Source organism: Mesoflavibacter sp. CH_XMU1404-2 (genome assembly GCF_037029465.1).
Classification (GTDB): Bacteria; Bacteroidota; Bacteroidia; order Flavobacteriales; family Flavobacteriaceae; genus Mesoflavibacter.
This window is the reverse complement of sequence record NZ_JAYMEM010000026.1, coordinates 499,869-524,642: the sequence shown is the minus strand read 5'-3', so window position 1 is coordinate 524,642 and position 24,774 is coordinate 499,869. Positions and strand designations below refer to the sequence as shown.

Genomic DNA, 24,774 nt, shown 5'->3' with positions numbered 1-24,774 from the left:
GTTAATATTAGTTAACATGTCTTAAATTTGATTTTTAGTAAAAACACCTTAACTCTTATGAACACTAAGCTTCAAGCACTTTCTAAAAACTTAGACGGATCACTTCATTTTGACCAACTATTAAAGGTGTTATATGCTACAGATGCATCAGTTTATAGAATTTTACCACTTGCAGTCGCTTACCCAAAGACAATAAATGACATAAAAAAGCTTATAGATTTTGCTAAAAACAACAAAACATCATTAATACCGCGTACTGCAGGTACATCACTTGCTGGTCAATGTGTAGGTAGCGGAATTGTAGTTGATGTTTCAAAGCATTTCAATAATATAATAAGTTTAGATAAAAATAATAAAACAGTTACCGTACAACCTGGTGTTGTTCGTGATCAACTAAATAACTATTTAAAACCCTTTGGATTATTTTTTGGTCCAAATACATCTACGTCTAATCGCTGTATGATTGGTGGAATGGTTGGCAATAACTCTTCAGGGACAACGTCTATTAAATATGGAGTGACAAGAAATAAGGTTATTCAATTAAAAACTATTTTAAGTGATGGAAGTGAAGCTGTTTTTAACACAAAAACTAAAAGTGAAATTCAGCAATTAAAATCTAATAATACCTTAGAAGCCAATATTTATAAGGTTTTAGATGAAATTATTTCTTCAGAAGAAACCGTAAACGAAATAAAAAACAACTTTCCAAAACCTGAAATTCATAGAAGAAACACTGGTTACGCAATTGATGAATTAATAGAAAAAGAAGATATTAACGTCGCTAAATTATTATCAGGAAGCGAAGGTACATTAGCTTTTACTACCGAAATTACTTTACAATTAAACGCTTTGCCGCCAAAACATCGCGTCATGGTAGCCATGCATTTTAAAACTATAGAAGATTGTTTAAATGCAGTAAAACCTGCAATGCAGCACGATTTGTTTAATTGCGAAATGATGGATAAAACCATTTTAGATTGCACAAAAGCAAACAAAACACAGCAAGAAAATAGATATTTTATTGAAGGTGTTCCTATGGCGATTTTAATGTGTGAAGTTAGAGCAAACACTTTAAACGATGCTAAAGAACAAGCAAATGCTTTAATTATTGATATTGAAAAGTACAATTTAAGTTATGCTAATCCAATATTAATTGAAGACGATATTGATAAAGCTAATAACTTAAGAAGTGCCGGATTAGGTTTGTTGGGTAATATTGTTGGCGATAAAAAAGCGGTTGCTTGTATTGAAGATACAGCTGTAACTATTGATGATTTAGCCAATTACATTAATGATTTTACTGCTTTGATGAAGCATTATAACCAGAATGCAGTGTATTATGCGCATGCTGGTGCTGGCGAGCTTCATTTACGTCCAATTTTAGATTTAAAGCAATCTGAAGATGTTAAATTATTTAGGCAAATTACAACCGATGTTGCCAAATTAGTAAAAAAGTATAATGGGTCTTTTAGTGGCGAACATGGTGATGGTATTGTACGTGCAGAGTTTATCGAGTTAATGATAGGTAACAAAAATTACCAAACACTAAAGCAAATAAAGTACACTTTTGATCCTGATAATATTTTTAATCCTGGTAAAATTGTAGATGCATTACCAATGGATAAAAACTTACGCTATCAACCAGATAGAGAAGAACCTATCATTGAAACCAAACTTGATTTTTCTAAGTCTTTAGGTATTTTACGTGAAGCTGAAAAATGTAATGGATCAGGAGATTGTAGAAAATTGCCAGAATTTGGTGGTACAATGTGCCCAAGTTACCGAGCTACTCGCAATGAAAAAGACACCACAAGAGCTAGAGCCAATGCCTTACGTGATTTTTTAACGACTTCTGATAAAGAAAACAAATTCAATCATAAAGAATTAAAAAATGTATTTGATTTATGTCTAAGCTGTAAAGCTTGCGCTAGCGAATGTCCAAGTAGTGTAGATGTTGCTAGTTTAAAAGCAGAATTTTTATACCAATATCAAAAAGAAAATGGCGTTAGTTGGCGTACAAAATTGTTTGCTTACAACAACCAATTAAATGAATTTGGAAGACACTTTAAAGTAGTCACTAATTTTATGTTTTCCAATACAATTTCGTCTTCATTAATCAAAAAAAGTTTTGGTATTGCGTCTAAAAGAAGTCTGCCTTTATTGTCAAGTGTTAGTTTAAATAAATATTATAAAAACACTAAAAATCAATTAATTGAAAACAATTCAATAAAAAAAGTATATTTGTTTAATGATGAGTTTACTAACCAATTAGATAGCCAAATAGGTCAAGATGCAATAACAGTGTTAACAGCATTGAATTATCAAGTAGAAATTATCAATCACGCTGAATCTGGTCGTTCGTTTTTATCCAAAGGATTATTAGATCAAGCAAAAACCGTAGCAGATAAAAATGTTGAAACTTTTAAAAAGTTAATTACTGAAAACACACCGTTAATAGGTATCGAACCTTCAGCAGTTCTAACGTTTAAAGATGAATATCCAAAGTTAGTTGATGATAAAATTTCAGCAGAACGTATTGCTAAGCACACCTTTTTAATTGAAGAATTTATTAGTAATCAAATTGCTATTGGGAATATCACTTCAGATCAATTCACTCTTAAAGAAAAAACAATAAAATTTCATGGACATTGCCATCAAAAAGCGTTGTCAAATCAAATACATAGTTTTAATGTTTTAAACCTACCTAAAAATTACAAAGTCACGATTATACCAAGTGGTTGTTGCGGAATGGCAGGAAGTTTTGGGTACGAAAAAGAACATTTTGATATAAGTATGCAAATAGGCGAGCAAACCTTATTTCCAGCTATAAGAAAAGCCGACAAAAACACAGTAATTAGTGCTAATGGTACTAGTTGTAGGCATCAAATAAAAGATGGAACACAGCGAACTGCATTCCATCCAATTTCTATATTAAAAGAGGCTTTATTGTAACGCGTATGTTGTTAACTTTTGTGTGTTTGTAACAGACATACTTGTTGGTAAATTAGTTAATTCTATACCAGCTAATTCTAAAAGAGCTAAAGTGTTAGCGTTTAAAGTATAACCTATTTGAGCATCTGCACTTATAAGCCCTACATTTTTTGCGTAAAATGCATCCACAGACATAACATCTTGCATATCTATTAAACTTAATGTTTGTGTAAATCCGCCAACAGTAACTGTTGTACTAACAGATAATCTTAAAGTAATGTTAGCAGAAGTTACAGTATCGTAATTAGTGTTTAACACAGATAAATTATCTAAGTTTTCTAATTGTGTACTAGTTAATTCGTAAGTTATTGTAATTGGAAAACCTTGTAAATCCTGCGTAAAGCTATCGGTTTGTGAAGATAACTCTGTATTTAAACTTGCTTGTGTATCATACAGCAAAGCATTATTAAAATCTATAGAAAAATCTAAACCGTCTATTGGTAAACTTAAACTTCCGTTAGTTGCAAGCGTGGTTTCTGTTCGCGTTAATTCGCCAGTTGTTAAAATATTAGACATGGTACCATATGCAACTGTACCATTGTTAGCTGTTAAAGTAAATCCGTTAGAAGATTCACTTTCAACAGTTAAAACATCTTCATTAGTTTCGGTTGTGTTTGTGTCATTATCTGTGTTGTTTACTTCGTATCTCCATTCATTATTAGTCGTTAGAGGAAAGAAGTTTCCGGTAAAAGTTTCGTTTGGTGTGTCTTCAGAAGAAGTGTCATCTTCAGAGCAATTCCATAATAATAAACAAAATAGTAATAGAGTCGTAGGTTTTAAAAATTTCATAAGATTTGTTTTTCACAAAGTTAAAATAAACTTATTAAACCTAAAAATTATATTACTAATTATTTGTTTTAAAGGGTTTCATTACCGTAATTGCTGCAATTAATTCGGCTTCTGTCATTTCTTTTATATCTTCATCTGCATAAAACGCAGAGAGTTTATCTTCGCTGTATTTGTATAATTTCCAACGTTTAAACTGATATTCTAAAGCGGTAAAATTTTCTACCCAATCACCAGAATTTAGATAATGCGTTTTTCCTTTTTTGGTTTCTACAATTTCATTTTTTGGTTGATGAATATGACCACAAATTACATAATCGTAACCGTTTTCAATAGCTAAATCTGTCGCTGTTTTTTCAAAATTACTAATGTATTTAACAGCAGATTTCACACTGTTTTTTATACGTTTTGATAAAGAATAACGCTCTTTTCCTAAGTTTACTAAAACCCAGTTAGTAAAGCGATTTATTAAAATTAAAAGATCATATCCATAACCACCAAGTTTAGCTAACCATTTAGCATTTTGAATAGAGGCATCAAACACATCGCCATGAAAAATCCATGCTTTTTTATCGTCTAATTCTAAAACTAATTTGTTAACAACTGCAATGTTTCCTATTTCAGTATCAGTAAATTTTCTTAGCATTTCGTCATGATTTCCTGTTATGTAGGTTACTTTTGTTCCTTTTGCAGCAAAAGACACAATTTTTTTAATCACCTGCATATGTGATTTTGGAAAATAACGTTTGCTAAATTGCCAAACGTCAATAATGTCACCGTTTAATATAAGATGTTTAGGTTCTATACTGCTTAAATAGGTAAGGAGTTGTTTAGCATGACATCCATATGTACCAAGATGGACATCAGATATGACTACAATTTCAACTTTTCTTTTAAATTTCAATACTATAGATTTTTGACACTACAAATATTCGTATTGATTGTTAATACAACGTGAATAGACAATTATTTAATTATCAGCATATTGTTAAGTTAATATTACCAAATTTTTTGAGTTGAAATAAAACCTGTTTTGTTTAGGCATTTTTTATGATTACATTAGCGTAAATTAAATGTTTATGGCAGGAAATAGCTTCGGAAATTTATTTAAAATCACCACATTTGGTGAGTCACACGGAACTGCAATTGGCGGAATTATAGATGGTTGTCCTCCAGGAATTGAATTAGATTTTGAAGCAATCCAGCACGAAATGAATCGTCGTAAACCTGGTCAATCAAAGATTGTTACCCAACGTAAAGAACCAGACGAAGTCAAATTTCTTTCAGGTATTTTTGAAGGTAAAACAACAGGCACGCCAATAGGTTTTGTTATAGAAAACGCCAATCAAAAATCTAAAGATTATTCGCATATTAAAGACGCGTATAGACCAAGTCACGCCGATTTTGTGTACGATAAAAAATATGGCTTTAGAGATTATCGTGGTGGCGGACGTAGTAGTGCACGCGAAACAGCAAGTAGAGTAGTAGCTGGTGCTATTGCAAAGCAAATGCTTAAAAACATAAAGATTAATGCGTTTACTTCTTCCGTAGGTGATATTTTTCTTGAAAAACCTTATCAAAGCTTAGATTTTTCAAAAACTGAAGACAATATTGTAAGATGTCCTGATGCTGAATATGCCGATAAAATGATTGAAAAAATCAAAGAAATCCGTAAAGAAGGTGATACTATTGGCGGCACCATTACTTGTGTACTTCAAAATGTACCTATCGGATTAGGAGAACCTGTTTTTGATAAATTACATGCCGAATTAGGTAAAGCGATGCTATCAATTAACGCTGTAAAAGGTTTTGAGTATGGTAGCGGATTTTGTGGTGCTAAAATGAAAGGTAGCGAACATAACGACCAATTCAATATCGATGGAAGCACAAAAACCAATCTTTCTGGTGGTATCCAAGGAGGAATAAGTAACGGTATGGATATTTATTTTAGAGTTGCTTTTAAACCTGTAGCAACGATTATGCAAGACCAAATAACCATTGATAAAGATGGAAACGAAGTTGAAATGCAAGGTAAAGGAAGACACGATCCATGTGTTGTACCTCGTGCCGTACCTATTGTAGAAACTATGGCTGCATTGGTTTTAGCTGATTATTATTTAATTAACAAAATATATTAATTGTCATTCCTGAATAGTCAGGAATCCTTAAAAACTAACTAAATAGAATATTGCTTAGGCAAGAGTGAAACATATCATATGAAAAAACTAGCATTACACTGGAAGATTATTATAGGAATGGTAATAGGTATCGTTTTCGGTTTTATAATGAATACTATTGATGGAGGAAAATTATTTACAACGCATTGGATAGCTCCTTTCGGAAAAATTTTTATTAATCTTTTAAAGTTAATTGCAGTTCCTTTGATTTTAGCATCATTGATTAAAGGTGTATCTGATTTAAAAGATATTTCAAAAATCAAAAAAATGGGCTTGCGTACTATTGGTATTTATATCGCAACAACTTTAGTTGCAATAGTTATTGGTTTAAGCATAGTAAATATTGCAAAACCAGGTACAGGTATGCCAAAAGACACCATCGAAAAAATTAAAATGAAATATGAAAATGATGCTGGTGTTGTCGATAAATTAAACAAAGCCAACGCCACTAAAGATGCTGGTCCATTGCAGCCATTAGTAGATATTTTCCCTAGTAATATATTTCAATCTTTTGCAGATGCTTCAATGTTACAAGTCATATTTTTTGCACTTTTTGTAGGTATTTGTCTGTTGCTGATTGGAGAGAAAAAAGCCAAACCAATGGTGGATTTTTTCGATTCGCTAAACGAAGTCATCATGAAAATGGTCGATTTAATTATGCTGTTTGCTCCTTATGCTGTATTTGCATTAATGGCAAACGTTATCATTGCTTTTGACGATACTGAGATTCTTTTAAAACTTTTATACTATGCGTTATGCGTTGTTGGTGGTTTAATTTTAATGATTTGTTTTTACTTAGTATTAGTTAGCTTTTACACCAAAAAATCGCCAATGTGGTTCTTACAACAAATTAGTCCTGCGCAATTATTAGCATTTTCAACCTCAAGTAGTGCCGCAACATTACCAGTAACAATGGAACGCGTAGAAGAGCATCTTGGCGTAGATAAAGAAGTTTCTGGATTTGTATTACCTGTTGGTGCTACCGTTAATATGGATGGAACAAGTTTATATCAAGGTATTGCTGCAGTATTTATCATGCAGGTTATTTGGCCAGAAGGACTAACTTTTACCAATCAAATCGTTATTATTTTAACAGCTTTACTAGCCTCTATTGGTAGTGCAGCTGTACCTAGTGCTGGTATGGTAATGTTAGTGATTGTTTTAGAGTCTATAGGTTTTCCTGCAGAATTATTACCAATTGGATTAGCACTAATATTTGCAGTAGACAGACCTTTAGATATGTGTCGTACCGTAGTTAATGTAACTGGTGATGCAACAGTATCTATGCTAGTAGCAAAGTCTTTAGATAAGTTGCACGATCCACATCCAAAAGAATGGGATGATAATTATGAAAACGTGAAATAAGCAGAGAACAAGTTTTATAAACTTTGTGAATCGCTTATCCTGAGCGAAGTCGAAGGATCTACTTAATTAATAGTATCTAATTTATTTATCACAAATTATTTTTAACATTAATATTTTTTAATAATTTTAATCATCTAACCAACCAAAAACCTTAAAAAATGAATGTTTGCTTTATCATGTATCCATGGGATCAAATAGACCCAGAAAATGACACAAGTCTAGCGCTTATTAAAGAATGTGCTAAACGTAACCATGGTGTTGCTATGTGTTCTCCAGCAAATTTAACGATTAGAGATAGCGTGACTAGTGCGTTTTGTACCGTAATAGGACGTATGGATAAAGTGCCAACGTCATTAAAATCATTTTATAAAAAGGCAGAGCTAAGAGAAGAAATGCTTCCGCTTGCTGGTTTTGATGCTATTTTCTTCAGAGCAAATCCGCCACTTGACCCAATCATGCTTAACTTTTTAGATTCGGTTAAAGATGATGTGTTTATCATCAATTCTTTAGAAGGTATGCGTGAAGCAAATAATAAATTATACACAGCTGCTTTTGGTGATGCACACAGCAATATCATTCCAAATACTCATGTATCTAAGAATAAAAAATACCTAATAGAACAAATTAAAAATAGTAAATCTGATAAAATGATTCTTAAACCGTTAAATGGTTTTGGTGGATCTGGTGTTATTTTAATTGAAAAGTCTGCGATGAGTAATATTAATTCTCTATTAGATTTTTACATAAGCGGAAAAGACGGCACATCAAACTATGTGATTTTACAAGATTATATTGAAGGTGCCGATCAAGGTGATGTTAGAATTTTAATGTTGAATGGTGAAGCTGTTGGCGCAATGAGACGTGTACCTGGTAGTGATGATCACAGATCTAATGTATCTGCTGGCGGAAGTGTACAAAAACATACGCTAACAAAAGCTGAAAAAGCATTATGTAAACAAATTGGACCTAAACTGGTTAAAGATGGTTTGTATTTTGTAGGTATCGATGTTATTGGCGGTAAGTTAGTAGAAGTCAATGTGATGTCACCTGGAGGAATTACTTACATCAACAAAGTTTACAAAAACAAACGTAGAGTTGAAGAAAAAGTAATAGATTTCTTAGAAAGCAAAGTGTTAGATAATTTGGAAGCTTTTAACAGACGCTCTAGATTACGTAAAAGAGTAGACGAAGCTTAATATTTAGCTATGGAAGGTTTTGATAACATAGTTTCTGTAGATTGGTTAAAAAATCATATTAATGACCCTAAAATTGTTGTTTTAAATGCAACGATACCAAAAGTTACTGGTGATTTTAAAACAGAAACACACCAAATCCCAAACGCTCGTTTTTTTGATATAAAAAAAGCGTTTAGCGATGTTTCTGCAGAATTCCCAAATACAATTCCTTCAGAAATTCAATTTCAAAACGAAACTCAAAAACTAGGCATAAATCAAGATGATTTCATTGTTGTTTATGATGAAATTGGCGTGTATTCTAGTCCTCGTGCTTGGTGGCTTTTCAAAACTTTTGGTCATAATAACGTAGCTGTTTTAGATGGTGGTTTTCCTGAATGGAATGCACATCAATTTTCAACTGAATTAAAATCAGAAAAACAGTATCCTTTAGGTGATTTCACCGCTAAATACAATCCAAATAACGTGGTGTATTTTGAGTCTTTAGACGCTATTAAAAAAGACCCAAATTTCAAAATTATCGATGCACGATCTAACGATCGTTTTATGTGTCGCGTGCCAGAACCAAGACAAGGTTTACGTTCTGGACAAATACCAAACTCGGTTAATTTACCGTATCAAAAGGTGTTAAACGGACATAAATTTCTGCAAAAAGAACAAATTGCTTCAATTTTTAAAGATTTAACAGACAACAATCAACATTTAGTATTTAGTTGTGGCTCTGGTATTACGGCTTCAATTTTAAGTTTAGCTGCAACAATTTCAGCATATAACAATAGTGTTTACGATGGTTCGTGGACAGAATACGGAACTTTAACAACAGGACATATGAATGATCCAAAACAATGGACAAAAGAAGAGTTATTAGCCTATATTTTAATTTTTATAGCGCATTCTGATTTAGAAGAAACCCGAAAAGAAAAAGAATATATCCTTTCTAGAGTAGATAAAACTATCTACAAACGTGTTGAAGAAAAATTTGAAGAAGATAATGATTATCAAAGCATTCAAAATATTATCGAAGCTGTAAAAACTCATGATTATTATCGTAATGATTTAGCAGATTTGTTTGCAGATATTAAATTAATGGCGTTTGCAGATGGTGGTTTTTATATCATGGAAAAAGAGGCTTACAACTACCTAAAAAAGATTTTAAAATAGTGGAAAGGCTTAGTATTTCTCAGATCATTTCAAAAATTGAAAATGAAGACTGTTTTCATGCGGTTGCAGAAGACTATTCTTTCACTTTAAAAATAGACAGTTACGTGCATTACGTTTGTGGTGCTGTACACGACGGACATCAGTTTAGAAAAGAACTTTGGGGCAATTGCTTGCATACCGAATATGAGCGTTGGTACGAAGAAGATCCTGAAACTAAAAACATGGTAACTTCGCATCCAATAGTCATTGCAGGAATGGATTCACGTTTTGAATACGATTTAAATCGTGCGCCAGAAACCGCTATTTACACAGATGCTTGGGGCAAACAATTATGGAAAAACCCATTACCAGAAGCTCAAAAAGAAAAATCACTTCAAAAACACGACAACTTTTACAAAGTCGTACACGCTTTAATTAATAAAATTGAAACCAAATTTGGAGTTTGCGTGGTTTACGATATGCATAGCTACAACTGGAAACGTTGGGATAGAGAAGTGCCAACTTGGAATTTAGGCACCTCGAATATAGACAACAACCGTTTTGGAAATGATGTTGAAACTTGGCGACAAAGCCTAAGCGAGCTTGATTTACCTAACGGAATTAAAAGTACATCTAAAGTCAACGATACCTTTCAAGGTAATGGATATTTCTTAAAATTTATTACTCAGAATTTTCAAAATACCTTAGTTTTGGCAACCGAAATTGCTAAAGTCTATTGCGATGAATATGAATACATTATGTATCCCGAAGTTGTTGCAGCAGTAGAAGAGCAGCTAAAAACTAGATTGGTAACTCATGCAAACGCATTTTACCAAACACACAAACAATAAAAATGACATCTACTTTAGAAGAAAAATACCAAAACTTATTTGATATTGACGCTAATCTTAATCGATTGGTCAAAAAGATTGAATTACTTAATTACATCAATCCTTTAAATATTGAAAGCGAGAAAAAACAATTCTTTTCTTCTAAATATAATTACGAGCCACAATTTAAATACCCAAAAATTAGATTTAATGGCTACAAATTGCATCGATTATTTTTTTCGCAACGATTAGAGCGTATAAAAGACGAAAGTATTCGTGAGCTTTACAAAGACATTATTTACGAATATTCTGGCTTAATAGAGTGTATTGAAACCATTGGTCAAGGACGAAAATTCTACTTTAATAGTTTAAAAAGTTTTGGTACACCAACCGAAAGAGATATTGAAAATGCAAAGTTTATCCTGCGTTTTGATGATAGTGATTTTGAAGAAGATTTATTACCACTTTACAACGTAGACGATGCTATAGCTTACTTTGAAGATTATCGTAAACGTTATGATTTTGATTTTACTATAAAAAAATCGACTAATATTTCTGCAGCAGCAATGGTGCAAAACAATACTAAAACTTTACTATTACGTCGTAATCATAAGTTTAGTAAAAATCAATTAGCAGTATTAGCCAATCATGAAATTGGTGTACACATGGTTACTACGTTTAACGGATTATCTCAGCCTTTAAAAGTGTTTTCTAACGGTTTTCCTAATAATGTAGAAACCCAAGAAGGATTAGCCGTGTATTCTGAATATATGTCAGGTAATTTAACCATTACCAGATTAAAAGAATTAGCGTATCGTGTGATAGCTGCAGATAGTTTAGCAAAAGGATATAGTTTTTCAGATACGTTTGACTTACTTCACAATCAATATAAATTAAACCGTGATAAAGCCTTTATAGTAACGTTGCGTGTGCATCGTGGTGGCGGATTTACAAAAGATCATTTGTATTTAACCGGTTTAAAAAAGGTTTATGATTATGCTAAATCAGGAGAAGATTTAAATGTTTTATTGACAGGAAAAGTGACGTTAGAATATAAAGACGTTATATTAAAAATGCAGGAATTAGGCTTAGCCATTCCATCTATTCACTACACAGATGCATATTTAACAAACGATAATCAAAATAAGAATTTTGATTTTATATTGAATAGTTTGAAGTAGCATAAAAATTGAAAAACCTCAAAACCATTCAAATAGAATAGGTTTCAAGGTTTCAAAACAACCAACCATCTCAATATTTATAAGTTGACACGTTTTTCTTTGGGGTATTTTACAGTATATGAAAATTTATGTTTTTCAGATTTTTGAGATTTTAGATTAATTTTCCATTTCATAATGCCTTTATCTTCATTATAATTAGAAGTTTCTGTTTCGATATTATCAATTTTAATTTCTTTATTTTGACTTATCGGGATTCTATCAAGCAACACAATATCTATTGCACTTGCTTTGTTATTTTTAATTTCAATTTCAAAAGCCTTATTAATTACTTTATTGTTTCCTATAAAAGTGGTCTTTTTAAAATCGTCTAGCTGAGTTCTTTTTACAACCACATTAGGGTCTACTCCAAGTGATACTGTTAAACTATCTGTTGTAGATAAGGGGTTTATGTTGGTTTTGCCAGAGTAGCTACCTTCAAAATAAACGTTAGCTTCTCCAGGTAGTAATCTGTATTGTTCCCAGTTACCAATTTTGGCTGTTAAAAAGACATTTTCGTTTATGACAGGAGCTGTAAAATAATTGTATTTGGCAGGGACATCATATTTTTCTATCTCAATAACGGTTATGTCGCCATTAGTAGCTATAGTATATGGTTTTTTAATTTCAAAACGTGTGTTTGTAATACCTTCTTCTATGGTGTCTCCGTTAGAGGTGGTTTCTTTAGTAGTAACAACTATAACACCATTAGCTCCTCTTGAACCATATATTGCAGTTTCACTAGAGTTTTTTAATGTTTCTACATTCAAAATACTATTTGGATCTATATTTGAAATTTCATTTTGACTAACTACAACACCATTGACAACAAATAAAGGAGGATTATTTGGATTAATCGTTCCGACACCTCTAATTTTAATTGCGGGTTCATCATCCCAATCTTCCTTTTTAGCCATTTCTCTTACTTTATTCGTGTAATTAGAATTTGTATTACTAATATTATTTGTGCCATAACCTATAACTATAACTTCATCTAAAGTATTATTATCTGGATATAAATTAGTATTAATTGTTGTTGAATGTATAGCAATATTTTTAGTTTCATAACCAACATAAGAGAATATTAATTCTTGCCCTTTTTCTACTTGTATTGTGTATTTGCCATCAAAATCAGTAGTGGTACCAATAGATGTCCCTTTAATTAAAACAGTTGCACTTGGAAGAGGTAATCCATTTTCATCACTAACAACACCAGATACCGTTTTAATTGTTGGGTTGTATTTATAGTTGTAACTTTTTATAACAGAGTTACTATTGTATGCACTATACTTACTTATAAAATTTAAATATTTTGGATTTACATCTGGTTTTATATTATTTGTATTAGGGTCACTAGTAGATAAGGTTAACTGTACATTATCCCAATTATTACCTGTGTTTTGATACACATGGGCTTTGTATGCTAATTCTAAGGGTGTATTTATTTTTTCGGCTTTTAAATCGTAAATAGGAAACCAACCTGCTTGCGTAACATTGTATTTAATAATTAAGTCTAAATTGGTAGTAACATCTGTATTTAATTTTACTGTAATTTCACCCGTTTTAATATCTTCTTCAGCATTAAACGCTTGTAACTGTTTTGTTAAATCATTGATAGTTTTATTATAATCTGCTATTTTTTTGTTAGACTTAAAAATGTCTGTTTTTATTGCAGTAATTCGTTTTCTAAAATAGTCTGTAAGTTGTTTTAGCTTTTCTAGGCTAACTACTTCATTTTCATTTCCTAATTTCCGATTATTTTGAATAAGTGTCATTTCTTCAATAAAGCCAGAAATTAAATTTTCTTCAAAAGTGATACTATCTTTAAGTGTTTCTATATTCTTTTTAAGAGTTTCAACTTCTTCAGAGTTTTCTGCATTTGATAAATAATTAACACCATAATTAATAGATAACACTGTTGCATCTTTTAATCCTGAAATCTGTATACTACTTTCTTGTATATAAGGTGAAAGCTTGTCAAAAGTAAATGCTGTGGTTCCTTTTTCTAAGGTTATTGATGCTGTTCTTGTCAATTGCGCACCTTCTAAATAAACGGTAACTTCAGTTAAAGTGGTTTTAGGTTTTTGGTTATCGGCATAAAGACATGCTGAAAATAATAGGGCTAGTAGTAATAGTTTGTATTTCATGATTTTTGTTTTAAATTAAGTCTCAAAGCATTACATAGTCCATTCATTAAAAGCTAATAATAGGGTAGACTTGCCTTTTATCAGAACTCAATCGATTCCCTACTAACAGAAGTAAGGCTTGAGCTGACCGTAATGCCTTGAGACTTTTTATCAACCTCTAACCAAAGGTAATTTGAATGTGAAAACTGTAAAAAGTATATTTAGGGAAGTGAACTTTTGATTAAGTAAACTTATGCTTTAGGTGAGTTATTCGTTTTAATTTAAATATTATTCAGTGTAAAAAGGTCTATACTTTTTATAGCTATTATATTTTCCTAAGTCAATATCACTAATTTTTGGATTGTCTTTTAAATAGATAACTTTAAATCTTTTGTTTTTTATTTTACTAATATCAAAATAAGAGGTAATTGTACTTTCTTCTATTTTAACACTATCAATATAAAATTGATAAACTAAATCATAAGAAGATTTATTAAGATGCTTTAATTTAATAACTTTTCCTGTAGTTGTAACACCTTTTTTTGATAATGAATTTTTATCAGAATAATTCTTATAAAGTCCTATACAAATAGCTAAAATTAAAATTGAAAATGCTAATATTTTTTGATTTTTAGTGTTCATTATACTATTTATTTTTAAATATCATATCGAGAACAATATTACTCCAAAAACTTACTCTTTAATTCTGGTGTTGGAATCATACAAGCCTCTTTTTTACCGTACCATTTGTAGCGGTTTTTGGCTATAAAATCATAAACCCAATTTCTAATAAAAGCAGGAACAATCAAAAATATAGCAAGTAGAGCAGAAGGAAAGCCCAAATCTTTAGTAATGTATAGTGCAGCTGTAGATTTCACCTTAAGTCCTTTGTCTTCAGAATATAATATAATTGAATCTGTTTTTTCAGTATCAATATTATATTTATTAATGATGTCTTGACCAGTTTTACCTTGTAACGGCGCAAACATAAAGGTGTTTTTTTTATCGTGTTTAATCACATATTGCACAGAACTGTTGCAAAGATTACAAACACCATCAAAAAGGATTAATTTTTTATGTTTTGGAAGTTGATTCACCATACAAAAATACAATGCAAGTTTTACAAGCTATTTAAAAACTCTGTTAAATCCTGATCTTTATCTAAATTAAGCTTTTTCTTAAGTCTATATTTTGATTTTAAAACACTGTCAGGCAATACATTAAGCATAGATGCTATTTGTTTAGTTGTTAAATTCATACGAAGAAATGAAGCTAACCTAATTTCCTTTTCAGAAATATCTACATTAATAGATTTAATTTTATGGTCAAAGTCATTATGTACTTCTGAAAAATATGATTTAAATATTTCCCAATCTCTATCTTCGGCGCTTTCACGTTTTAATAGCATAACAATTCTTCTAAACTCTACTTTAAATAATTCTGGAGATTGTTTTATCTTTTCTAAGTTTTCTTTTAATTCTTGTATAAAAGCATTTTTTTGAACTAAATGAAGTGTTTGTGATGCAAGCTCTTTCTTTTTAAATTCTATTTCTTGTTTATAGATTTCTTGTTGCTTTTGATTAGCTATTTTGTCTTTTTTTATTTTTTGTTTAAACCCAAAATAGAGTAAACTAGCAATAGCTAAAAAAGATATCATACCAATTGCGTATATTTTTTTTTGAAGTTTACTTAGGGATATATCTTTTTCTAACAATTTAATTTGTGCAGATTTTTTTTCTGATTCAAATTGCTCTCTTAGATTCGTAATTTCTATTTCTTTTTTTTTAGTAAAAATTGAATCTTTAGTAGTTATATAATCTTTATAAACGGATACCGCTTCATCACTTTGATTATTTAACGCTAAAGCTTCTGCGTGTAGTTTTAATGCTGAAAGATAGGCGTCAGATATACCTCGCGTCTTTTCTTCATTATATACCAAAGTAGTTTGTTCTAACGCTAAAGAGTTTTTATTTTTATCTAAATAGGCTTGTGCTAAATAACGCCTATTCATATTTTCTAAAATTTTATTATCAAATTTAATGGACTGTAAAATTGAAGATTTAAATAATTGAATAGATTTTTCAATATCTCCATTTAAATAATAAGCATACGCTAAATGAGATTGTCCATACAAAACACCACTTTCATTTTCTTCTATTTTCATTATTTTTATGGCTTCTGGTATTTTCTCTAATGCTAATTGTTGATTACCACTATCATTTGCTGCAATTCCTATACTAATTAAAGTTGCAGCATACATTTTTTTGTCTCCTGCTTTTAAAAATCCTTCTGAAGCTTCTTTAAAATATGAAATAGCTAACTCATTATCTCCGTTAGAGTTATAGGCGTTAGCCAAAGTAAATAACAAGCCACTTTCTCTATGTATATCATTACTTGCTTTTACATATGGTTTTGTATCTAATAATAGTTGTATAGATTTTTTTATATCTCCAATACGTCTGTAAGCACTTGCTAATCTAATTCTGCTTATTGCTATTTCACTACTGTCTTTAGCATATTCTGCCCAATAAACAGCTTTATTATAGATAGGTATTAAGCTATCAATTGTTCCGTTTTTAGAATAAGCATAACCTATTTCTCGTAATAACCTATTTGTAACTAAAGGATGTTTTTTGCCATCTAATGTTAAACCTTTTCTAGCGTAATTTATATGATCGTTACTATTTCCAACTAAATCTAATACGTTACATATTTCAAAATATGTTTGAGCTAAAATACTATCATTTTTAATTGCTAATGAAGCATTAATAGCTTGATCAAAAAATGTATTACAGTTAGCTTTATCATTTTTTAAACATTTCTTTCCTTGTTCTATTAATAATTTTGGTTTTTCAGGTAAATCATAAACTGCATTCTGAGCAAATGAAACTTGTAAAAACAAAATAAAGAATACAATTAATAGTTTTTTCATGGTATTAATTTTGTTCTGACTAAGTTACTAAATCTCTTTACTTAATTTACAATTTGCAAGTTTAGTGTCCTATGCTTTGATATTAAAGCAGGTACTTTGTCCATAATATTCTACTTTCTTTAATCTGTTAAAATATTGTTTTTCAATTACTTATTTTTATTTTATTTAAACTTGTCTATACAATAAATTTAATGCTTGTCCATACTTTGTCTATACTTAAAATTAGATTTTACACACATTAACTTCTAGTTTTGAGATGTCTTTAGACACCATTTGTGGTGACTTACTTAATGGAAGGCTGCAGACTTCTTTTATGTAAGCATCTAAAATGGAAATAACCACAAATAATATTTTATTATGAAAACAAGTATCAAAAACCATCTGTTAGTCCCAAAAATTATTAGTACAATAACGTTAAGTCTTTTTTTTATAATCTCTTGTAGTGAAAATGAAGATTTAGATCCTAAAAACCAGACTAATCCTGATGCTACTAGTATCAATCAATATATTGCGGGATTATCTTATAATTCAGACAGCATGTTAAATGTACAGGATACTGGAGGTGCTTCTAGCCAACGTATTGAGACATCTAATCAAACAATTCCTCAATCACCCAACATGGGAACTGTACAAATATGTAACATTAGAGATTTTAATTTAAAGTCAAATTTTGATGAAGTGTCTATTTTAAGACCAACTAACGGAATTATCTATCCAGGCGCATTAGTAAAAGGTGATCAAGGTATGTTGGATGGAGCACCTACACCATTAGCAATTTCTAGAGCTCCTATTACTTTAACCTTAGATTTACCTGGATTAGGAGCTAACGGAACTATAGTTGTAGATAACCCTGCTGGAAGTGCAAATGTTAAAACAGAAGTCGATAACGCCTTATCATGGTGGAATAATAATGCTTATCAAGAAGGTTACGTAAATGCAGCAAATTCATCTTACACGGCTGCAACATCATATTCTTCAATACAATTAGGTTTAGATTTGGGTGTAAATGTAGAATGGGCTACAGGATCTTTTGCATCACAATTACAATACGAAAGCTCTACTGAGCAACGTGTGGCATCTATTGTTTTTAAACAAGTTTTTTACACTATAGATGTAAATACACCTTTAAATCCTTCAGATTTTTTTAGCGCAACAACCACATTAGACGAGGTTCAAAATAAGATGGATAATGTAGAGCCGCCAGCATATGTAAGCTCAGTTTCTTATGGTAGAATTATTATGGTAAGAATGCAAACCTCTAACACTAACACTTCAATAAACCTAGATGCAGTACTTAAATATGCAACAGGTGTAAGTGCTGCAGTAGATGTTAATGCACAATATGAATCTATCATTTCTAATTCATCTTTAGATGTAATTACTATAGGAGGTAATGCAGAAGTTGCAACAAGTGCCATTAATGCAGCAAATATTAACGAAGGTCCTGGTTCTTTAAATTATATCATTACTGGTGAAAATGCTGTATATAGTGCTAGCAACCCTGGTGTGCCAATCGGATATCAAATACGTTATTTAAAAGATAATACACTAGCTAAAATGGGCTACACTACCGAATATACTGTTGAAGAATGTGGAAGCACTCCTTTTTATCACGATGAAGTAACTGTTGAAAATGATTCTTTTCATGATTGTAGATTTAGATTTAAGTACAAAGCACAAAATCAAAATAACTTTTCTACATCAAGTTATTATTTTTTAAATCAAGGTGATGTACTTAGTAAAACTCCTCCTAATGGTGCTCATGAAGTTGAAGTTGAATTTGAATATCAGTTTGGATCTGGTGGATGGAATTTTATTGATGACTATGATTTAGGCTATATCAATTCAGAAAAATGCTATAAGTTAACAGGAGGAAATATCTTCGGTGCAGCATCAACAGTTGGCTCTGTAGGTTGTAACTAACAAATAAAAACCATAGTTCTTAGCTATGGTTTTTTTATTTATTTTTTTACTGCTTCTACCAATTCTAATTGGTCTAAACTTACATTGGTCGTAAAAATACCGTAGTTAACAATAGCTTTTCCTTTGTCGTCAATACTATCAATACTTCCAACAGCTTTACCGTCTTCCATACGTACGCGGTCACCAACTTTTAAAACTGGTTTTGGTGGAGCAGGTTTTTCGGCTTCTTTTTTCTTCGCTTCTTTCTTTTTTTTACGAATCACTTCCACCTTTTTCTCTGCTTCTTTTTTGACTTGTTGTTGTTTTGCTTTTTCGACTTTAGCTTGTTTGGCGGTTTGTTTTTTGCGTTTAGAATTTTCAATTTGTACTAACTTGAACAACTCTGCCATTAATTCGCGTTTACGCTTATTATTAAAGTAACCTTCGGCTAAATCATTTACTTTTTGACCTAAATAAATCAAACGCTGATTGCTATCATACAATTCTTGATAGCTTTCTAATTTTTTCTGAATTTTAGCATTAATCTCTTCTAGCTTATCCGCTTCAGATTGCTTTTTCTGTTCGTTTTTCTTTAGGTTTTCGCCTGTTTTTTCAAGTTTTGCGCGTTCTTTTTGAAGTTTAGCAATGGTAGCATCAAAACGTACTTTACTGCGTTCTATCTTCTTTTTTGCTCGGTTAATTAAGCTATACGGAATCCCGTTTTTTTGCGCAACTTCAAAAGTAAAACTACTTCCTGCTTGTCCTAAAGCCAGTTTGTACATAGGCTCTAATGTGCGCTCGTTAAACATCATGTTGGCGTTAATCATTTCGTTCTTTTCATTAGCTAATAGTTTTAAATTAGCATAATGCGTCGTGATAATTCCAAATGCTTTACGGGCATAAAATTCTTCTAAAAACGTTTCGGCTAACGCACCACCAAGTTCTGGATCCGATCCTGTACCAAATTCGTCTATCAAAAACAGTGTATTCTTGTTTATTTTCTTCAAGAAATAATTCATCTGTTTTAAGCGATAACTGTAGGTACTTAAATGATTTTCAATAGATTGATTATCACCAATATCGCTAACAATTCGGTCAAATAAGCAGACTTTACTACGCTCGTGCACCGGAATTAACAAGCCAGATTGCAACATGACCTGCAATAAACCAACGGTTTTTAATGTAATACTTTTTCCACCAGCATTTGGACCAGAAATAACAATAATACGACTGTTATCTTTTAGCTCAATAGTTTGTGGATGCGTTGTTTCCTTTTTTTCTAAATTGTTTAAATAGAGTAGAGGATGAAAAGCATCACGTAAGTACAGCTCTCGGTTTTCTGTGATTTCTGGTAAAATCGCATTCATCGATTTGGCATATTTTGCTTTTGCCGAAATCACATCTATTTTAGTTAAAAACGATTGGTATAACTCTAAAAGCGGTAAATAAAACCTAACGTAATTGGTCACATCTTTTAATATGCGTACTACTTCTTCGCTTTCTTCGTATTGTAAATTATTAAGTTCTCTGGTGTGTTGTAAAGTGGTTTCTGGTTCTATGTAAACAATACTTCCAGTTTTACTTCCGCCCATAATGGCACCTTTAACCTTACGTCTGTACATGGCTTTTACTGCCAAAACACGCTTGTTATCGACTACAGATTCTCTAATATCATCAAGATATTCTAAATTATGATAATGGTTTAAAGCACTGGTAAAACTAGAGTTTATTTTACCTTTTAACTTGTTTATTTGTTGGCGTAACTCATACAAGGTTGGTGACGCATCGTCTTTAACTTCGTTAAATCGGTTAACAACGCTATCTATTTTGTCTATAATGTCTGTAGTGACTTCAATTTTACTGCTAAACTGCTGTAAATTTGGATAATAGGTTTCAAACTTTTTAAAAAATTTGATTAGATCGTTACTGGTTAACGATATAGAAACCAGCTTTTTAAGGCTATGTGGCTCTAAAAAGGTGTTTTCTATATTTAGTAGTTTTAACTCTTTGGTAATTGGGTCAAAACCATGATTTGGTATGCGATTATCGTTATAAAAAGACGAAATATACTCGTTAGTTAATTGTAACGAAAACAGTAAGGTTTCTTTGTCTTTGTATGGCGAAATAGAAAGCGCAGCCTCATTACCCAAAGCAGTGATACAATACTCACTAACTTGGTTTAAAACGGTAGCAAACTCTAAATCTTGTAATGTTTTTTGATGAATGTTTATCATGTCTATCCTGTCTGCTTTTGCAGAACTTTCAACGCTTGGTTAATTCTTTTATAGCGTTGCAAAGGTAGGGAATTGAAGTTTTACAAAATAAAAGTGAATGTTTAATTAATTAAAATATTAAATATTTCTTTAAAATTTTCATCCATTGATTTGTAATCATAAATTGTCATTCTAGTCGGAGATCCGTTTAATTTCATTGTTTTTCCGTGTTCGATAATGACTTCATCAAATGATTTTAATGTTTTTCTTAATTTGGAATAGTAATAATTGTGAAAACTAGATTTTTTTTTGCCTTTAATAACTTCAATAGCTCTTCCAATAGAAAAAAATATTAACCCTTCATCTTGATCAAACTTCATAAATGAAAATGATTCAGATTCTATTTTTATAAAAAACTCTTTTACTAAATCTAAACTAAGAGTATTATCAAGTAACTTTTCTTTTTTAATCGGTTTTTCAGGAAAGAAATTATATATTTTTAAAATACTATCTGTAAACTCTTTAACTCCTATTTGATGTTTATTTAGTTTTTCACAAAGCTTTTTTGTCAATTCACTATTCTGAATTGAATTACTATGATAATTAGTAATTTTATTTTTAATATTTTCTAAATAAGCCCAACACTTTTGATATGTTTCTTCATTTAAGTAATTGAATGGTAAACTATCTTTTTTCCTTCTGTTACAGCTTCTACAAACAGGTAAAATATTCCAAGGGAAATCTTGTCCTCCTTTTGATAGAGGATAAAAATGGTCTAACTCATATTTTTTCCTAATTCCTTCATCAAAAAGACCTTTTCCACAATAAGGACATTTCTTTTCAAAATAATTAATTGCGTCTATTTCAGCTTCTGCTAATCTAGTCTTAAGATTAGTTATTCCAAAAACAAGTTTTTCTTCATTTAAACTAAGTTGATTTACTAATTTTTCATCCATAAATTAAATTATTTTAAACATAACAAGAAACCGTCATCACCACTAAAGTAAAGACTACTAAAATGATAAATAGAGGCATTATAAATTTCAACCATTTATCAAACCCAATTTTTACCACAGCTAAAGAGGCTAAAATCAAGCCTGTTGGGTTAATCATATAAAATAATCCCATACCGTATTGGTAGGCATTCACTACAATTTCTCTTCCAACACCAACGCTATCGGCTAACGGAGACATAATTGGCATAGTTAATACAGCCATACCAGAGCTACTTGGAATAAAAAAGGATAATCCTGCGTAAATGGCGGTCATTGCACTTGCAAAAACACCTTTATTCATGCCTTCTGTTGCAGAACTAGCGTAATACAATAAAGTATCACTTATTAATCCATCTGCCATAATTACGGTAACACCACGTGCAATACCAATAATTAGTGCAACACCTAATAAATCGCTTGCGCCTCTAACAAAAGTGTCTATAAAGTCGGTTTCTTTAATTTTTGCAATAACACCTATAATAATTGCGCCTACTAAAAATGTGGTTGTCATTTCTATAAACCACCATTCTAAAAAGACAACGCCGTAAATCATAATGACAAAACACAACGCAAATACAAATAAAGATAGGCGTAACCTGCTATTAAAATTTACTGCTTTTTTATCGTGTGTAAATAGTGCTGCAATTTGTTGTTGTTGGTCGTAAACTATAGATTTTTTAGGATCGTTTTGTACGCGTTTACCGTAGCGAATAATATAAATTAAAGCAATAGTTAAACAGGCTAATAACATAAAAAATCGTCCCCAAATACCAGTTGTCCAACTTATACCAGCAGCATCACTTGCAATAATTGCACTAAACGGATTAACCGTAGAACACATGGTACCAATAGCGCTACCCAAAAAGATACACGCAATACCAACAATAGCATCGTAACGCGCAGCTAAAAACACAGGAATTAAAATAGGGAAGAAGGCAATGGTTTCTTCAGCAAAACCAAAAGTTGTTCCTCCAGCAGCAACTAAAATGGTCACTAAAATTATGAGGATAAACTCGCGTCCTTTTAACATCTTAGCTAACCAACCAATACCAGCATCAAAAGCGCCAGTACTATTGATAACACCAATTAATCCACCAATAATTAGCACCAGAAAAATGATATCTGCCGCTTCAATAATTCCCTTTATTGGCGACTTTACAAAATCGAAAAACCCTTGTGGCTTGGCTTCTAATTGGTGATACGTTTTTGGGATGTTTATAGGTTTATAAATATCACCACTTGTAAATTTTTCTAACGGAATTTTTATATTTAAATCCTCTAAAGTTTGTTGTGTGGCAGGTAAGGTTTCGGTTGTTGAGATACCTGTTCTGGTAAAGGTATTATCTGCACTGTTATAACCTAAAGTCTCGTATTTTCCTGCGGGAATCACCCAAGTTAATAACGTTACTAATCCTGCGATGATTAGTAAGATGGTTTGCGCTGAAGGGAATTTTAGTTTTTTCATATGTATTAAATACTCACTTTAATCTGAGAACTGTTTTTAATTTAAAGATGCTTCGATACTTCGACTGCGCTCAGCACAGGCTAGTTCAACTTGATAATTATTTTTTTTTGTCATATCGAACGTAAGTGAGACATCACATTTCACTTGTTGCAATAATGGATGTGATTTCTCCTTTTTAGTCGAAATGACTGTTGCTATTTTATTTTAATATTGTCATATCGAACGCATGTGAGATATCTCATCAAACTAATCTATAATGAATAATGTGATTTCTCCCTATTGGTCGAAATGACAAAGCTTTTTAAAAAATAAAGATAGTATTATTTTTATCTTTGAAAGCACTTCAGTAATTAGAAGAATACCATTTTATTTACAAACTTATGAACGTAGACATTAACCCAAGTTGGAAACCTTTTTTACAAGACGAATTTGACAAACCGTATTTTAAAAATTTAACCGAATTTGTTAAGGAAGAATATAGTAAACATCAGTGTTTTCCTCCAGGAAACCTCATTTTTAATGCGTTTGAAAAATGTCCGTTAGACCAATTAAAAGTCGTGATTATTGGTCAAGATCCGTATCATAATTACCATCAAGCCAACGGATTGTGTTTTAGTGTCAATGATGGTATTGCGCATCCGCCATCTTTAATTAATATTTTTAAAGAAATTGAAACCGATGTCAATAGACCATATCCAAAAAGTGGCAATTTAGAACGTTGGGCAAAACAAGGTGTATTTTTATTAAATGCAACATTAACGGTTAGAGCGCATGAAGCTGGTAGCCATCAAAAACAAGGTTGGGAAACCTTTACAGATGCTGTAATCAAAACCATAAGTGAACAAAAAGAAGGCGTTGTATTTTTACTTTGGGGCGGATTTGCAAAGAAAAAATCCAAACTTATTGATGCTAAAAAACATCATATTTTAACGTCGGGTCATCCGTCGCCTTTAAGTGCTAATCGTGGATACTGGTTTGGAAATAAACATTTTAGTAAGACTAATTCTATTTTGAAGGATTATGGGTTTGAAGTGATTGATTGGTAAAAAAAACGGCTTCGCGTTTTAGGTCAAACTCTCCGATTTTTACTAAAGTAAAAATCACCTCTCTTCAGATGAAGAGAGGAACTAAATTTGTTCTATTTTCAGAGCTAGCTCTCCTCTTTAATCAAAGAGGAGAATGAATTTTAGTTTTTCTAAAAAACTAAAAGAAAGAGGAGTTTGATGTTGTACTTAGTATGTTATCTCTTCAAAACACGTTTACCAATCAAAATCACGATAACTAATGGTAAAAAATAAACTATAAGTTGAAATGTGAGTGTTGAAGATACTTCAGTAGCACTTGCAGCAGAACCAAAAATGAGAAAAGCTATTAAAATTTCAATATAAACTATTACAAGATAGAGTAGTGCTAGACCAATGATTTTTAGAATTGTTTTCATG

The 24,774-nt window shown here is 31.2% G+C and carries 19 protein-coding genes; 9 read left to right on the top strand and 10 right to left on the bottom strand.

Features of this window, described 5'->3' with window-relative positions:
- Positions 1–57: 57 nt before the first annotated feature.
- A complete protein-coding gene (locus WA327_RS10855; RefSeq protein WP_336069629.1) occupies positions 58–2,952 on the top strand; it encodes an FAD-binding and (Fe-S)-binding domain-containing protein in 2,895 nt (964 codons plus the stop codon).
- On the opposite strand, the gene WA327_RS10850 is transcribed toward WA327_RS10855, so the two are convergent.
- Both WA327_RS10850 and WA327_RS10845 read right to left on the bottom strand, forming a co-directional pair.
- On the bottom strand, positions 2,944–3,780 hold the full coding sequence (locus tag WA327_RS10850) for a hypothetical protein (RefSeq protein WP_336069627.1): 837 nt from the start codon (positions 3,778–3,780) through the stop codon (positions 2,944–2,946). The genes WA327_RS10855 and WA327_RS10850 overlap by 9 nt on opposite strands.
- 55 nt (positions 3,781–3,835) lie before the next feature.
- Complete coding sequence (locus WA327_RS10845) at positions 3,836–4,681, bottom strand: UDP-2,3-diacylglucosamine diphosphatase (RefSeq protein WP_336069625.1); 846 nt, start codon at positions 4,679–4,681, stop codon at positions 3,836–3,838.
- A 175-nt stretch (positions 4,682–4,856) separates the two neighbouring features.
- On the opposite strand from WA327_RS10845, the gene aroC reads away from it, so the two are divergent.
- The 6 genes from aroC to WA327_RS10815 all read left to right on the top strand — a co-directional run bounded on the left by aroC (position 4,857) and on the right by WA327_RS10815 (position 11,663).
- On the top strand, positions 4,857–5,915 hold the full coding sequence (aroC, locus tag WA327_RS10840) for a chorismate synthase (protein ID WP_336069622.1): 1,059 nt from the start codon (positions 4,857–4,859) through the stop codon (positions 5,913–5,915).
- A 78-nt stretch (positions 5,916–5,993) separates the two neighbouring features.
- Positions 5,994–7,319, top strand: a complete 1,326-nt coding sequence (locus WA327_RS10835) for a dicarboxylate/amino acid:cation symporter (RefSeq protein ID WP_336069620.1) — start codon at positions 5,994–5,996, stop codon at positions 7,317–7,319.
- A 158-nt stretch (positions 7,320–7,477) separates the two neighbouring features.
- Positions 7,478–8,515 carry a glutathione synthase gene (gene gshB, locus WA327_RS10830; protein ID WP_336069618.1) on the top strand — a complete coding sequence of 346 codons (1,038 nt, stop codon included), beginning with the start codon at positions 7,478–7,480 and terminating at the stop codon, positions 8,513–8,515.
- Positions 8,516–8,524: 9 nt separating this feature from the next.
- On the top strand, positions 8,525–9,673 hold the full coding sequence (locus WA327_RS10825) for a sulfurtransferase (protein WP_336069616.1): 1,149 nt from the start codon (positions 8,525–8,527) through the stop codon (positions 9,671–9,673).
- Positions 9,673–10,503, top strand: a complete 831-nt coding sequence (locus WA327_RS10820) for an N-formylglutamate amidohydrolase (RefSeq protein WP_336069614.1) — start codon at positions 9,673–9,675, stop codon at positions 10,501–10,503. Before WA327_RS10825 ends, WA327_RS10820 begins: the two co-directional genes overlap by 1 nt.
- A 2-nt stretch (positions 10,504–10,505) precedes the next feature.
- Entirely contained in the window at positions 10,506–11,663 is a 1,158-nt protein-coding gene (locus WA327_RS10815; protein ID WP_336069612.1) for a flavohemoglobin expression-modulating QEGLA motif protein, read from the top strand.
- Positions 11,664–11,740: 77 nt separating this feature from the next.
- Here the strand turns inward: WA327_RS10815 and WA327_RS10810 are convergent, their stop codons facing one another.
- The 4 genes from WA327_RS10810 to WA327_RS10795 all read right to left on the bottom strand — a co-directional run bounded on the left by WA327_RS10810 (position 11,741) and on the right by WA327_RS10795 (position 16,757).
- Positions 11,741–13,846 carry a mucoidy inhibitor MuiA family protein gene (locus WA327_RS10810; RefSeq protein WP_336069610.1) on the bottom strand — a complete coding sequence of 702 codons (2,106 nt, stop codon included), beginning with the start codon at positions 13,844–13,846 and terminating at the stop codon, positions 11,741–11,743.
- Positions 13,847–14,113: 267 nt separating this feature from the next.
- Positions 14,114–14,467 (bottom strand): hypothetical protein, encoded by a 354-nt coding sequence (locus WA327_RS10805; protein WP_336069608.1) that lies wholly within the window; start codon positions 14,465–14,467, stop codon positions 14,114–14,116.
- A 38-nt stretch (positions 14,468–14,505) separates the two neighbouring features.
- On the bottom strand, positions 14,506–14,925 hold the full coding sequence (locus tag WA327_RS10800; RefSeq protein ID WP_336069606.1) for a DCC1-like thiol-disulfide oxidoreductase family protein: 420 nt from the start codon (positions 14,923–14,925) through the stop codon (positions 14,506–14,508).
- A gap of 20 nt (positions 14,926–14,945) precedes the next feature.
- Positions 14,946–16,757 (bottom strand): tetratricopeptide repeat protein, encoded by a 1,812-nt coding sequence (locus WA327_RS10795; RefSeq protein WP_336069604.1) that lies wholly within the window; start codon positions 16,755–16,757, stop codon positions 14,946–14,948.
- Between the two features lie 357 nt (positions 16,758–17,114).
- On the opposite strand from WA327_RS10795, the gene WA327_RS10790 reads away from it, so the two are divergent.
- On the top strand, positions 17,115–18,680 hold the full coding sequence (locus tag WA327_RS10790; protein ID WP_336069601.1) for a thiol-activated cytolysin family protein: 1,566 nt from the start codon (positions 17,115–17,117) through the stop codon (positions 18,678–18,680).
- A gap of 38 nt (positions 18,681–18,718) precedes the next feature.
- Here WA327_RS10790 and WA327_RS10785 read toward each other — a convergent pair whose 3' ends face one another.
- The 3 genes from WA327_RS10785 to WA327_RS10775 all read right to left on the bottom strand — a co-directional run bounded on the left by WA327_RS10785 (position 18,719) and on the right by WA327_RS10775 (position 23,332).
- On the bottom strand, positions 18,719–20,893 hold the full coding sequence (locus WA327_RS10785) for an endonuclease MutS2 (protein ID WP_336069598.1): 2,175 nt from the start codon (positions 20,891–20,893) through the stop codon (positions 18,719–18,721).
- A 101-nt stretch (positions 20,894–20,994) separates the two neighbouring features.
- The gene (locus WA327_RS10780) at positions 20,995–21,828 is read right to left on the bottom strand and encodes an HNH endonuclease domain-containing protein (protein WP_336069595.1); all 834 of its coding nucleotides are present in this window, start codon (positions 21,826–21,828) and stop codon (positions 20,995–20,997) included.
- 13 nt (positions 21,829–21,841) lie between these two features.
- Positions 21,842–23,332, bottom strand: coding sequence for a YfcC family protein (locus tag WA327_RS10775; RefSeq protein WP_336069592.1), 1,491 nt, complete (start codon positions 23,330–23,332; stop codon positions 21,842–21,844).
- A gap of 380 nt (positions 23,333–23,712) precedes the next feature.
- Here WA327_RS10775 and ung point away from each other — a divergent pair, with 380 nt between their 5' ends.
- The gene (gene ung, locus WA327_RS10770; RefSeq protein ID WP_336069589.1) at positions 23,713–24,378 is read left to right on the top strand and encodes a uracil-DNA glycosylase; all 666 of its coding nucleotides are present in this window, start codon (positions 23,713–23,715) and stop codon (positions 24,376–24,378) included.
- Positions 24,379–24,572: 194 nt separating this feature from the next.
- Here ung and WA327_RS10765 read toward each other — a convergent pair whose 3' ends face one another.
- Positions 24,573–24,773, bottom strand: coding sequence for a hypothetical protein (locus WA327_RS10765; protein ID WP_336069587.1), 201 nt, complete (start codon positions 24,771–24,773; stop codon positions 24,573–24,575).
- Position 24,774: the final 1 nt, after the last annotated feature.